At 52.5% G+C, this 12725-nt stretch carries 16 protein-coding genes; 6 read left to right on the forward strand and 10 right to left on the reverse strand.

What is annotated here, in order from left to right; genetic code table 11:
- Positions 1-9 precede the first annotated feature (9 nt).
- Positions 10-723: a hypothetical protein gene (locus FFR93_RS04790; protein ID WP_138392233.1), complete on the forward strand. Its 714-nt coding sequence runs from the start codon at positions 10-12 to the stop codon at positions 721-723.
- Positions 724-810: 87 nt separating this feature from the next.
- On the opposite strand, the gene FFR93_RS04795 is transcribed toward FFR93_RS04790, so the two are convergent.
- Positions 811-1428, reverse strand: a complete 618-nt coding sequence (locus FFR93_RS04795; protein ID WP_138392234.1) for a hypothetical protein — start codon at positions 1426-1428, stop codon at positions 811-813.
- 44 nt (positions 1429-1472) lie between these two features.
- On the reverse strand, positions 1473-1742 hold the full coding sequence (locus FFR93_RS04800; RefSeq protein WP_138392235.1) for a hypothetical protein: 270 nt from the start codon (positions 1740-1742) through the stop codon (positions 1473-1475).
- Between the two features lie 238 nt (positions 1743-1980).
- Here FFR93_RS04800 and FFR93_RS04805 point away from each other — a divergent pair, with 238 nt between their 5' ends.
- Both FFR93_RS04805 and FFR93_RS04810 read left to right on the forward strand, forming a co-directional pair.
- Positions 1981-2262, forward strand: coding sequence for a hypothetical protein (locus tag FFR93_RS04805; protein ID WP_138392236.1), 282 nt, complete (start codon positions 1981-1983; stop codon positions 2260-2262).
- Positions 2259-3251, forward strand: a complete 993-nt coding sequence (locus tag FFR93_RS04810; RefSeq protein ID WP_138392237.1) for a hypothetical protein — start codon at positions 2259-2261, stop codon at positions 3249-3251. Before FFR93_RS04805 ends, FFR93_RS04810 begins: the two co-directional genes overlap by 4 nt.
- On the opposite strand, the gene FFR93_RS04815 is transcribed toward FFR93_RS04810, so the two are convergent.
- The 3 genes from FFR93_RS04815 to FFR93_RS04825 all read right to left on the reverse strand — a co-directional run bounded on the left by FFR93_RS04815 (position 3230) and on the right by FFR93_RS04825 (position 6065).
- Complete coding sequence (locus FFR93_RS04815) at positions 3230-4687, reverse strand: hypothetical protein (protein WP_138392238.1); 1458 nt, start codon at positions 4685-4687, stop codon at positions 3230-3232. The genes FFR93_RS04810 and FFR93_RS04815 overlap by 22 nt on opposite strands.
- 172 nt (positions 4688-4859) lie before the next feature.
- Positions 4860-5660, reverse strand: a complete 801-nt coding sequence (locus FFR93_RS04820; RefSeq protein WP_138392239.1) for a hypothetical protein — start codon at positions 5658-5660, stop codon at positions 4860-4862.
- Positions 5661-5729: 69 nt separating this feature from the next.
- Complete coding sequence (locus tag FFR93_RS04825; protein WP_138392240.1) at positions 5730-6065, reverse strand: hypothetical protein; 336 nt, start codon at positions 6063-6065, stop codon at positions 5730-5732.
- 333 nt (positions 6066-6398) lie between these two features.
- On the opposite strand from FFR93_RS04825, the gene FFR93_RS40715 reads away from it, so the two are divergent.
- Positions 6399-6557: a hypothetical protein gene (locus FFR93_RS40715; RefSeq protein ID WP_171049084.1), complete on the forward strand. Its 159-nt coding sequence runs from the start codon at positions 6399-6401 to the stop codon at positions 6555-6557.
- 82 nt (positions 6558-6639) lie between these two features.
- On the opposite strand, the gene FFR93_RS04830 is transcribed toward FFR93_RS40715, so the two are convergent.
- From FFR93_RS04830 to FFR93_RS04845, 4 genes are all read right to left on the reverse strand, one after another.
- Positions 6640-7269 carry a DarT ssDNA thymidine ADP-ribosyltransferase family protein gene (locus tag FFR93_RS04830; protein ID WP_171049085.1) on the reverse strand — a complete coding sequence of 210 codons (630 nt, stop codon included), beginning with the start codon at positions 7267-7269 and terminating at the stop codon, positions 6640-6642.
- A gap of 185 nt (positions 7270-7454) precedes the next feature.
- Positions 7455-8003: a hypothetical protein gene (locus FFR93_RS04835; RefSeq protein WP_138392242.1), complete on the reverse strand. Its 549-nt coding sequence runs from the start codon at positions 8001-8003 to the stop codon at positions 7455-7457.
- Positions 8004-8256: 253 nt separating this feature from the next.
- On the reverse strand, positions 8257-9138 hold the full coding sequence (locus FFR93_RS04840) for a hypothetical protein (protein ID WP_138392243.1): 882 nt from the start codon (positions 9136-9138) through the stop codon (positions 8257-8259).
- Positions 9139-9234: 96 nt separating this feature from the next.
- Positions 9235-9636, reverse strand: a complete 402-nt coding sequence (locus tag FFR93_RS04845) for a hypothetical protein (RefSeq protein WP_138392244.1) — start codon at positions 9634-9636, stop codon at positions 9235-9237.
- Positions 9637-10195: 559 nt separating this feature from the next.
- Between FFR93_RS04845 and FFR93_RS04850 the strand changes: the two genes are divergently transcribed.
- Together FFR93_RS04850 and FFR93_RS04855 are read left to right on the forward strand one after the other, a co-directional pair.
- A complete protein-coding gene (locus FFR93_RS04850) occupies positions 10196-11602 on the forward strand; it encodes a hypothetical protein (protein WP_138392245.1) in 1407 nt (468 codons plus the stop codon).
- A 290-nt stretch (positions 11603-11892) separates the two neighbouring features.
- Positions 11893-12408: a hypothetical protein gene (locus tag FFR93_RS04855; RefSeq protein WP_138392246.1), complete on the forward strand. Its 516-nt coding sequence runs from the start codon at positions 11893-11895 to the stop codon at positions 12406-12408.
- A 42-nt stretch (positions 12409-12450) separates the two neighbouring features.
- Here the strand turns inward: FFR93_RS04855 and FFR93_RS40720 are convergent, their stop codons facing one another.
- Positions 12451-12693: a hypothetical protein gene (locus tag FFR93_RS40720; RefSeq protein WP_171049086.1), complete on the reverse strand. Its 243-nt coding sequence runs from the start codon at positions 12691-12693 to the stop codon at positions 12451-12453.
- Positions 12694-12725 lie beyond the last annotated feature (32 nt).

The raw sequence follows: 12725 nt of genomic DNA on the forward strand, positions 1-12725 counted from the left end.
AAAAATATCATGCGTATTCACATGACAAACTTGGAACGGACGAAGGCCGTTTCCAAACGTATGAAACAATTGCTCGAACCATTCGAGCCCACGATCAAGCTTTCCAGGTGTCAGGCATTAGTCGCGAGGATGTTTGGCTATGCCGACTGGCATGAAATGAGTAAGTCTCACGCCTTGACACAGCCAACTCTGGACGATGAGTTCATTTCGCAAAGCCAGTGCGCGGAGCGGCGCGTGACATTCATCGCAAGATTGACCGAGTGCGGCATCGAAACGAGCATCGCCAGATATCTCGTCGAAGCTTTGCACCCGACATCTGAACGACCCGCCGAGCATCATACCCGTGTGAGCTTTCTCAACCATCTGTCGACTTTACTCGATCCTTTCAAAGCAGACAGCTTTTGGCTTGGATGCGAAGGCAAAACGCTAGGGAAAATCAGCTTTCGTCAAGGCGGTAAACTGCACGACTTCCCTTTGCGGCGTCCTGATCTGGCATCTGGTGCACGGGCCCTCTTCTCTGCTGAAGCCGGTCACCATCCGGCAGCGCGGACAGAGGTAAAAGGCGATTTTCCCGTGCTGGCTTGGCGAACGCAATGGAATGGCCAGGACACGGGATACGACATACCGGCGATCTTTATCGGTCAAGCCCTGTTCAGACAAATCACTGATTGGTCTGATGACGTCCCGAGAAGGGATTATTGGGATCGGAGAGTTGTTATTTAACTCGCAGCAGCGCGATGCGACACGAAAACGGCGTTGCCATAATCGTCGGGAACGCCGTTTCACACATGATGCCGTGAACCCAGCCAATCAGTAGTCGATCACAGGCTGGCGATCACCCGTGGCTTTCGACCAGGCGATTTCCTCTGCGTAGTCGAACGTGACCATCGTCTTCAGGATGTCTCTGAGGTACGTGTAACCAGCCTTGTTTTCATTACAGTCTTCGATCTTCCAGAAAGAAGAGGAAATGTGATAAACATTCGCGTCCTTGAAGTCCGGGTCAGCGATCAGTTCCTGGGGCGTGGCGAACGGCCCAACACCTATGAGTGCGTCCTCACTCCATCGCGACCGGATATGCTCCATTAGGCTTGAAACCGATTCTCGATCCTCATCGTTGCCGAGTTCAACGCCCACGTAGAAACTCGCACCCGTCTTCGCAGACAGATGGCCATAGGCCGAAACGGTGACAACCCGGCGGTCAACGTAGTCAACCAGCACATAGCCATACTGCGACGGAACATTCTTCGAGACACCGTACAGGCCGCGCGCATCGGTTTTGTGCTCGTCGAGATAGGCTTCAAGGCCCGACACGTCCCCAGACAGAAACTTTCCGTTCTGGATTGTCCTTGGCAACTGGTTGGTCCAGACCTCAATGGTCTCAAACTGACCTGGCTCTCGCCGAATCCCTACCGCAATAACTCCGCCCATTCGTACAAACCTTTCCAACTAGACGCCTTGGCCCCCGCCGAAGATCAATGGGTCCACCCATAGTGAATCTTGTCCCACTGGTAATCTGGATTTTTTCTTCCGCCTTCATACCAGTGATAGAAAACGCCCAACGGCACGACGCCGCTAAAACCCCAGAAGTCAGGTTCCACCAACCGGTAAACTCCTCCCGCGAAGGCATTCTGCTCATGTGCGTCGAGTAGCGGCACGGTCTGACCAGCCAACGGGCCACCCTGCACCTCATAACGGTGTGGAGGTCTGTTAGCGATGCGCTGACTTCTCAAAAATCCGAACATGTGTCCTCTTCTCAAAACGCACACTTTGCGTCATACGTGACCTTCTTAAGCATCTCTCCTCCCCGTGGGAAGCGGGAGAGTGGCCCTTAATTTAGGAGTCAATATAGATACGTTCGCAACTGACGCAACAAGGAATTCTGTTGTGAAGTGAGAATTTCCGGCCTTAAAATCCTTCCAACAGGAATTCCAACGCAATGAGGCGAATTTGTACCTTCTAAAATATGCCCTCTTAGGATTTATGGCGAACATCGTCGGCGGCCTCGTCTCCAGCTCACTCGGCGTGGATGAGTTCTCCTGGTTAGGATGGACCATTGACATAGTGATCCTAACAACGGCGTTGGCCATCACAATTGCATTGGAAAATATTGGAAAGAAACGCCCTCAGCAGAACAATCCACAGTCCTCGACTGATGATGAAGTTACAAGCAATCACTGTTACCCAACAGATGAACTAACTCCTTTTCAAACCGATCAAATTCGTCGAACCTTGATAGATGTTCACCGACAGGGGAAACCATGAGCGAATATCGAAACTTGATCGTCCTTCTTTTTGAAGACAACGGGAGGAAGATGGCAGCCGTCGTGGTGGACCAGCATCGAACACGCCTCGTAATGAGAGGTGAAGGACTGGAGGCAAATCCGGTTGATATCAGCGAGACCCTCCTGTGGCCTGTCCTGGAAATGCCGGAAGCGGACCTGCAGATGGACGACTGGTGTGAATCACCCCTATTCGATGACATCTTTCACGAATATCGTGCGTGCCTCAATCTGGTTGAACGCCGTGTCCTGACGGACGGAAAGTGGCAATGGAAGCAGGAATACTATTCCCTGGGCATTATGGGACCACCCAACGCCGACGGCTACCCGCTGCCATCCCTGAAGCTCTCCGAAAACGCGCTTGCCGTGGTCCTTGAGTACAATGCGCAGCGATACGGCGGAAAGGGAACGAGCGAATTCGGGCCGGATTTTGTCGACACTGAGCAATTGGCGATCTTGGATCGCGGACTACCTGTGCAGTATTGTAAGACCTGGGATGCTCCTAAGAGCGCGGAAGATGATGCCGTCGGTCGAGATGTAGTCGTTCTCCAAGGCGAAGGAGATTGGGTGACCATAATGTTGCGTGGCTATGCGCGGGTAGGCACAGGTCCCCTCTTCGAAATTTTTGTTCCGATTGCAGAAATGGCAGAAGCGGACCTCGGTCGAAACAGCCTGGAGAAGTATCGAGCGATAAAGAACCATAGCATCAGATACGGCGCACGTAGCGCCAAGTGGATTACGCGCTCACAATCCGGAGATTGGCTGTCGGGAACCGTCTTGATCGATAAGCCCACAAGTGGCTTTGACCGCAGCCCATCACCACCTGAGTTGGTCCACACAGCAGATGTCGTCAAGGAATATCTTGGCTGGCGCGCTCTCGCTTATGGTCAACCAGTCAGTCTCCTTACCGAGATCGAAAGCGAAAAGATCAAGACGGTGCCCTTCATTGGCTATCCGGATTTTCGTGTGTAAACACGTTTCACCGGACTATCTGCTTGCACCTGAATCGTCACAGGCCGGAACACAAGCCCCGGACGTCCGCGATGACCAAGGCGCAAGACCGCATGGCCGAGCGACGCGGAGCGTCTGCCTCGGTCATCAGGACCCGGAGAGAGAACCTCCGGGTGCGGGCGGCGATAGCCAATCTTCGCCGCTTTGATTGCCTGATGAGCGCCTTGCCAACTGGTGACGTCGTTGAAGTCTTCGAGACTTGGAAAATCCTTCTGTAGGTAATCCCAAATCTCTCCGTCAAAAACCGGCAAGGTCTCTTCAATCTTCGCCTGACGAGCCAAGGCTCGGCGGGCCATCTCTGCCCCTGCTGCAGCAGCATCAGGGGCCTTGAATGCGATATTTCCGATGGTGGTGGAATAACCACCCCATAGCTCGACGACTTCCATTCCTGCGAGACGCGCTTTGCGCATCAGCATGTGAACGAAGACCGTTCTGGTCCAGAAGTTGTTTTTCCGGTTGGTGTCCTTGCTGCGACCTGCGGATCGAAGTTTCCCCAGCCCCTTCTCGACGGCGATGACTCCAGCGCCCCATTTCCGACAAAGGCGAATGATGCGGTCGCATGTCTTCGCCAACATTTCACGAACGACTTCGTTCGTCGTCGAGCCTGGTGCTGACGTCTCGGTGATAAAATGATCGAGCAGCTTGGTAAGCTTTAGGTCTGAGGCGGCGGCCGTGTTCTCGACCGCGCTGACGCCAATCGATTCTGGATTCAGGTCAATGCCGACTGCCCGACCCTTCACCGCCCGAACCGAGGAACGACGCTCCGGATGTGCGGTCAGATCGACAGGATCGACGGTGATGTGAAGCTTCTTCTGATCGATGCGAAACATCACGTTGATCTTCTTCAGTGAGGCCAGCATGGCTGCCTGACATATAATCTCACCGGCGTTCCCGGTCATAATCGCCAGGTCTAGATGGACCTTGCGCCACTTCATGCCCTTCCTCGACGATGCGTCTCCCTGAGGCTCCATCATCGTGAAGGTGCAGTTCGTGCCGTCTAAACTTAACTTGAAATGCCGATTGCCGCCGAATGATTTATCGCCTCGCGAAGCGAATGGTCTGAGACGCAGTGCTTTCCATTCATCTCTGGTGATCAGCCGTTTGCGCCGACGTTCCAGATTCTTTCGACCGCCAAACACCATGTGTTGCGGCTGCCCGGACTTGTGTAAGTCCCTGGCTTCCAGCGTCGCGCAGTGTAACGACCATGCGTCGATCAGATCGCCAGCATGGCGATCCTTCACCAGCTCTCGCAAGGCTTTCTCCGGAACTAGATTGCCTTTACTATCCAGCGCATTGGCAAAGCCAGTCCGCACCGCTGCGGAATAGACCCGTTGAACCGCAGCGATAAACGTGCGGTCTTCAGAGCTGCAGCGGTATGGAATGGAAATGGTCTGCATGGAACTCGGAACAATCAATGTTGACAACAAATGAAAACACGAGTGATTACCCATGTCAACATTAGATTATAACTAAAATGTTGACACCTGATAGCCCTTCATTCCTGAACCTGAGTTGGCCTGATCCGCCGAGATCGAACCCAGCCTTCCTCGGCACGATCTCGGACTTGTCTCATCGTCCGTCTATGCCGCTCAACAACATCTCCTGCGTACCATCGGAGTGAGTGAGCAACGCAAGAAATGGGGCCCGGGGTGGGTCTTGATTGAAGCGTTCTTTGAGCAACGATTGCGCAGAGGAGCTGAGCTTTGCCTCACTCAGCTTCTTCCCGAGTGCTAGTACCTCCTGCGCAATATCCTCGATAACCTCATTCCGTAACTTATAAATGTTGACGTCGGGATCATGTGAACGGCGCTCCGCAACTCGGCGATTGAGTTCCGGTAAGGCGGAGCCATCAGGAAACATTGTCACCAGGGCCAAACGAGCCATGTTCCCGCCGAATGCCGCATAGGCTTTCGTGCGCAGAGCCACATCGGCATTCTCGGTGGTGAAAGCCCAACGTTGGGCGGCTGACATTACGTGATCGCGGGGCGCAAACGGATGCTTGCGATGCTCCCAGCCCGTCGGAGCGGGATGTCCGGAGCCTGCATCCTCATCGAGGTCTTCGGACTGTGCCAGAGTTTTGAAACCCTGCGCCTCCGCTGCCTTCTTAAGCTGATTGATGAACGTTCTCACATTCATTTTCTCGCCATAGGTCGGCCAACCACGATTAAGGAACCGATGCGTTACAACGCCGATAACGCGACTTTTAACTTCTGTATCGCACCACCCCCATTCCGCGATATCGGCGACAAGCCTGACTTCCTTTGCGAGAAGATCAGCGATCTGCTGCTGGTCAATATCGATCTCGGTCTGGTGTCTGATGAATTCAACCATCTCCGGCATTTGATCGGTGATGTCGATCTCTATTTTCATATTTAGAAAGCCTTTTCTCGACGAGTCATTGAAGCTGATACAGCCGTATGAACTTTACGGCATGAACAATCAGTCCTCCGGAAACCCGAAACCTGCGTAGCCATCACGGTCAATATTGTACTGAATTTCCTGTCGCAGTTTGTTTCCAAGAACGGAAAATTCAGCGACCATAAACCCCATCGGGAAAGCAAGGGCCGCATCCAGCAACAAAAATGCGGTAAGTGGCAACTTCATGATAGGATAAAAGGGGCCGAATCCCGTCAGAGGGCTGAGATCATTAACTGCTACCAGCAGCAAGAAAACTGCTAATAGCGCGACCGAGTTGGCGATAAACCCTACGAACCAGTAATTAAAGAGACTCAATGCTGCATTACCGTTAGAATCAACATTTTTAGTCAAACGCATGGTGTTCTCCTTTGGATTCTGACGGCAATCAAACAGAAAGCTGCCTCTGTGTCAACTTTCAAAGGAGCTATTTTAAGGGGTAAATCCTTGTCTAATGCCCCGGCAATCCACTGGACGTGGACCATCTCTTCGACCGGAAGGGCCCGTTGTCAGTCCTGCGTTCAACACTCACGACCGCGCTACCTCTCGGCATGTCATCCCATTCTGCCGCGATCAGCGTGAAGACACGCTGATCTGACATTCCCGGGCGAGTGTGCAACTCATTCGCGAACCTTGTAGAGCACGCGAAACTCCTTATGTACTGGAGATAACGACTTTTCCGGAGTAGGTACGATGTGGGAATACAAGTTTCAAACCATGGGCAGCGCGATTGAAGACGAGGTCATCGTGATCCTCAATGAATTGGCATATAATGGGTGGGAACTGGTCGCGTATGATTTTGCCAAAGGCAAGGGTCTCTTCAAACGCGTAAGGGGCGGCGTGAGAGTTTGACCGTGGTATCACGGCATCAATAGGCTTAACTGAAAAGACCTCGTAGACAAGATCGAAGCTTACGAATTTCGCTCTTTAACGGTTACCAAAAAATCTGCTCATTGATCACAACCGGCCGCCTTTCCCCGATGCGTTCCATCAGGGCTTCCATCTCACGTTTCACCCTCGGATTCTTCACGGTGAGGTCTACGATGAGGTCGGAATCGATTGGATCGAACACCTGGACCTCCGCCTGGATATCGGTTGGCTGATTTTTGCGTTTCCCATATGTATCGCGCTGCGAGCGCAGGTCTATTGCGCTGACCGGACGATCCTTGAACATCTCCTCGAAGCCCCAGGGGCCGCCGAGGAATGGCCTGTAGTTTGCGACCTCAGAAGATGCCGCGTTCGTCCAGCAGAAGCGGCAACTATGTGTCCATAGGATGCTTGCCTCGATTTCAAGAATGATCCAGTCTCCACCGTGCTCGGCTATCTTCTTCTTGAGCAGCGCCTCATTGATCGAATGGATCGACAGGGAAAGGGCGCTGAGACGATCATCAAACCGATACTGATCCGGCGCATAGAAATCAATGTCGTGCGCCTGCAAGAGCTGCTGCGAGGCCAAACCGTTTTTCAGGATGCTCGCTGCGTTTACAGCGGGAGTGAAGTGGTAGAGCTTCTCAATCCCTTTGGACCTTGCAAGTTTTTCGATCTCGCGCTGATAATCCTTCACGGTCACACCTCCATCCGGCCTGTCAGCCTTCCTGATCCGCTGCGCGTTGCCGCCCACATCGTAATAACTTCTGGTCCGGCCGATAATAGACGTTGTCGCATTATCGGAAGAAATTAGTCAAATTAAATAGGAGAGCTTGCCTTGATGTCGGCGAGCGCCTGCCGGGCTAGGATCGAATAAGGACGCTACTCACAAAAGACGGCGACTGAAGCGTCCTGTTTCGTATCGTTTTTCGCGCCCATTTTATTGTCGTAGCACATCTGAGCAGGCTTAATCCTGTTTCCAAACGCGTCTTTACCCCCGATGTTGACGAGCTTGTCGCCGCCATCGCCGCCGTTACCACCACCCTTGATGCCGTACCTGTAGTTAATTGATTCCCAACCAGTACCACTTGTCGGACGACGCTCGCCGGATGCGCAGGTTTTGCCGTTCCAGCTCGAAGCCTTCATCCCGTAAGACGCGCAAACCTTTGCCTGCGTTGGTGCAGGATTTGTCATGGGGAAGGTAGATGCAGGAATATTAACCCAACGACCTTTTGGTGGGCATGCTATAGGCACTTGAACCTGTTCGGGCCCGTAGCTGCATCCGCCCGTGAAATCTGCTGAGCCGCCACCGTATCCCCCAGTGCATTCCAACGGCTGATCCACGGTCACAGTCACATAGCAAACTTCGGCTGCTTGAGCGATGCCGGTCAAACATAAGAAGGCTATAGCAAAAGGAATTGTGCGCATCATCTCAATACTCTGTGGTTACATGAGCAAATGTTAGAAGGACGGAGAGAGGCACGCCAACCGCCGACGCAGCAAATACCAAAAAAAGTCCAGTTTAAAGAGCTGAACGAGCGCCCATATGTGCTCTGGCAACAGGCGCTTTGGCTTACGCGTTCTTCAGCACAGGTCGCTCGAAAATCTCGAAGGTGAACACTGAGTCGACGGTCTTCTGATCAATAATCAATAGCCTGATAATGGGCGTTATCGGCCCTATGCTTTATCGTACACCCGTTTTCTCAGTTAAACGGCGATTGATCTTCGTAAACCCAGATTGTTTGATTAGGTGGTTTCCCCGACGAAGCGTCGTTTGCCTCGATAGCCCGCCCTGTTCGGATAGCACCTCATAATCAACGAAGCTCACATCGCTGTCGCGACCTTGAAAGCACTCGTGCAGTGCTGACGCAAACTCCGTGTCATTCAAGGGCTGGCTCCGGCTGAGACCGTCTCGGGTGACAACCTTCGGGAACATGAAGATGCAAGGTGGAGGCACCTGGAATCTGCCGACTATCGTTATGGCTTCACCTTGCTGACCTAGTTTTGGACAAGGTCTCTGGGCTGTGCCGCAGATGCTGTCTAGAACGATCAACCCGTCAATTTGCTCATCCGCCGTCACGATGTTGACGCCTAGCCTGGAATGAAGTCCGGACCAGATGCCATGTCGCAAATCGGTACCTGCATTAGATGACATAGACCAGATGTAGAATTCATCGACACCCTCAGGGCGTTCGAAAATTGCTGCGCTATTGCCATCGAGGTTTCCTTTGGCCTCGATGGCGACTCGTCTGCCGCTTTTCATCACGATAAGGTAATCACAACGCCCCCTGCCCGTTGTATCGATCCAGGAAGCTATAAGTCCCAAAGCGAGCATGCGATCCAAAATCGAGGCAATGAAATTCTTCTTTGGAAGCGTCGCGGCAGCGTTCTGACCTCTCCCTCGTTCGACAGCGAGAAGATATGCTGGTGTTCTGCAGAACTCCTCAACAGTCAAACCCGGGGCGAATTCAGCAGCTGCCGCCTTCCGCATGAAAGCAAGAATTTTGTCCGCATCAGGCGAAACATTCGGGTCGCCTGAACATGGGACGACTTGGGCAGAGGACATAAGACATCGCAATTAATTCCTTGCATAAATTGTGATGTTTATCGCCAGTCCAGGTCAAACGCCGAAATTCGGCCAGCTGCTAGTTGCAAACCAAAGTCAGTAACCGGACTCGTATTCACAGACTGCCCGAATGATGGCCTCTGCGCCGGTGGGCATTCCTTCCCCACAATGATCGGCATTCCATTGAGGTTTGGCAAATGCACAACAGATCGACCCATCCTTATTGCGGATAAATGAGAAGTGATGTCCAGACCCTTCCTTCCGCATCAGGTGGTCTTTAGCCCACCTCCACGCCTTGAGAACGTGCTTCTTCGCCTCGTCCGGAACCACGTTATACTTTTCCAGGGTAGCTCTTTCGCATCGATCCCAATGCGCTCGCATGGCCGGATTTGTGACGTTCGCGTATCGTTTGTGCATCATCGGCTCTTCGTTTGCTCTCAATACAAGGTTCAGCAGGATGCCACCGACTAGGCCAGTCATTCCGAAGAAGGCACTCACCGACGTCCGCCGTCATGGGAAATATACGCAGAACTCAATTGGTGAGTTTAAGGAGCCTTAGAGCGCTTAACCGCTTTGTTGGGGACGATACGCCTCCCATAAGCCCGAAAGTAATACGGCCCCTCAACTGTGTAGCACCATCCAGAAGACTCCTTCCATTCACGGATCACCGCTTGTCCGTCAACAATCGCACGGACATGAAACTCACGGCCGGTGTAGGTGTTCTCAGCTCCGAAATTGTACTTAAAAGAAGCCCCAGGCTGGACCCACTTAGGTAGCTTAGGGCCCACACATACGGGCTCATCCCCGTTCGCATCAGCTTCAGTTTTCGCCTGAGACATCTCCGAATTCCTCTTCATCGATAGGTGATCAAGGAAATAACAACAAATTCCCAATTTGCAAACAGCTAAAGGCTCGATAAGTTGACTTATCGGCAAGCCCGCTGAAGTCTGACGTTGGAATCTCCCCGAATAGACGTCCTGCGTTCCAATAAATCCGCTTGAATTGCCTGTCTTAATAAGATAACTCCTTTAGCAAATTCGAGAAGGAATTAACTGCCTTGCCCCCCTCATCAAATGTCGACCGACGCAATCAAAATCCCCTTGCTGATCTGAATTGGATCGTTAATCGGGCGTACATCTCAAGGGATAGCTCAGAGAGCAAACTTCGCGAACTTTCTGAATACATCTGGCTCCGCACTGGACCAAGGGACTACGAACGCAGCCTCCTCGCACAAATCCATCGCGGCATCGACGAAGCTGCAGAAAACATCAAAAAAATCACGGATGTCAGAAAGTGGAACATACCAGCTCTCCTGGAGGGAAGCCCTGGGGTTGTTGACTCCGAGACCAAGCTGCGAAAACCCAAGCTTACACTCACCTACGAATATACCGGCAAAGGCAATTTGCGGCTCCGGTGGGGCGAAAAATACGGAGAAAAGTCTGATTTTTGCTTCGATTACTGGGATCAGCAGAGACGTTACTCAACGCCTGAATTGACGGAACTCATCTTCTTCAGAAAATTTGATACCTTATTGGCGTCGGCACATGAGATTGGGAGGGAAAAATCCACCTTCTGGGCTTATCATTTCCGGAACGCACTCCTCGATGTAGCACTCTCGTTTTTTGAAGAGCAAATCACCTATCTGAAGAGCGTTTTTGACGTGGAACTGCTCGACCGGATACTTGTCACCCGAGATGATCGGGACAGAATCGTCGGTTGGGAAGAAGTAAGCGCCTGGGAATACGCTGAGAGAAAAAAGCTTGCAGCAGAGACAGCGGCCATTGAAGAAGAAAAACGCCGCGCAATCGAGTCAGAACAATACCAGCGAGAACAGGAGGAGGCAGAGCGCTTGCGCCAACTGGAGCTGAAATCAGCCTATGACGGCATTGAGGCCACGTATTGTATCCCTGCCCCGCGCCTGGCGTCGCTGCTGACGATGATGTCTGACGCGCGCAGCACCATGCCGGAAACCATACGCGTGCTGGAAAGGCAATTCGGTCTGAAAAATGCGCCGTCACCGGAAGAGTTCGAACAGGTAGGTCGAAAGATCAAGAGAGTCCTCCGGACCATGGGCATTGAAGAAGATGCCCCTGTCATCGACCGAAGTGAGGCGCGCGCGCTTCGAAAAAACTTCGGAAAGACCGATCAGGAGGAAACCCAGCTCCAGGCAAAGATCACGAAAGATCAGAAGGCGCGAAGGACGCACTTTGAGAACCTCACAGGCTTAAAAACTGAACGGCTCCTCGGTGTGTATGCAGCCTATCGAGCAATGGGTGTGCCGTCAGACAAGATTGGTAGGATCGCACGCAACCATTTCGGTATGAAGCCATTCAGGCTTCCCCGATTTGTCCGCGTCATGGAGCAGGCAGAGCGTTTGCGCGACACTCAAGGGATCATTCCGGATGTTGTTGTGCTGACAGAAATTCAGAAAGAGTTCGCGCACCAACCTTCGACCAACAGGTGAAATACGTCATACCAGCACCTGCTCGCGAACAACAAAGAGCGGATCAATTCCAGAGCAGCCAAGCCTGTCAAAAGCATTGAGGAAGACGAGACGCCCAGCGAGTCAAAATTACGTTGATATTGGTTGACGATAGAGCAATCGAGACATTTCTTCGCTCAAAAGCTTGATAATGGGCCTTATCGACAGGTCGCCGACTTTGTGTTTTGCTCCAGCGCGACTTGTACCTCGTTCGACAATTCCTTAAGTAGGCCCCATCCAGACGTCGCAAACTTCTGCAAGGAGATGATCAGATGCATCAAGAATCGGACTACATCGTCAGTAATGACAAAACGAAAGGGCTTCGCCGTATTCTCGGAACAGTCATCCGCAATATGCCCTTCACACATCTGATCGAGCGGCTTCCTGTAAGCGAGCCTCTGATGGAGATCGCCAGCGGTCGCAACAAGGCATATCTTCCGCTTTCGATGGTGAAACGTCTTGTGGAGAGCGCGCCCTCGAAAGCATTTGCCCCCTCAGCTGGAAGCGTCCGGATGAATGGTGGCGACCTGATCAATTTGTTGGAGGTCATAGAGTGCGAACCTATGCCCCTACGCACGCGATACGCAGTTATTGATGCGCTTTGCGTCGGGTGGGCCGCTCAAGTTTTCACCATGCTGGGAGACGTTACACTTGAGGCCGACCAGGAAACTCTCGCACTTGCGAACGAGCGCGGACGCGAGGATGGCTTCAGGTTCGCTAAAGCCAGGCTGGAGACAGCAGAACTGGCTGTTTCGCTGACGGGACGGCCGCTTAGCAGGGCCGCCTGATCTCATCACAATTTTAATCTGCAAATTGAATTGACCCAGAGGTCACAACGCTTGATGCGCCTCTGGGAAGGTAGCTTGATAATGGGCATTATCGGTATAACGATTGCATTGGCCCCTGCGTCCACCGGACAGATTTTGGTGGACGCTTGTTCGGCCGATAGGCATCCTTAGGATAGACATGGAGGCCTCTCGCATGACCACACGACCGATCTTTCCGCCGCTTTCAACTCTGACCAAAAAGCCAACCATCATCGTGGTAATGCCGATGGAGGCATCGACTATCAACGAAACTCTCCTCTGAACAGGCTACAGCTCGG

Source organism: Rhizobium sp. MHM7A, assembly GCF_005862215.1.
Taxonomy (GTDB): domain Bacteria; phylum Pseudomonadota; class Alphaproteobacteria; order Rhizobiales; family Rhizobiaceae; genus Rhizobium; species Rhizobium bangladeshense.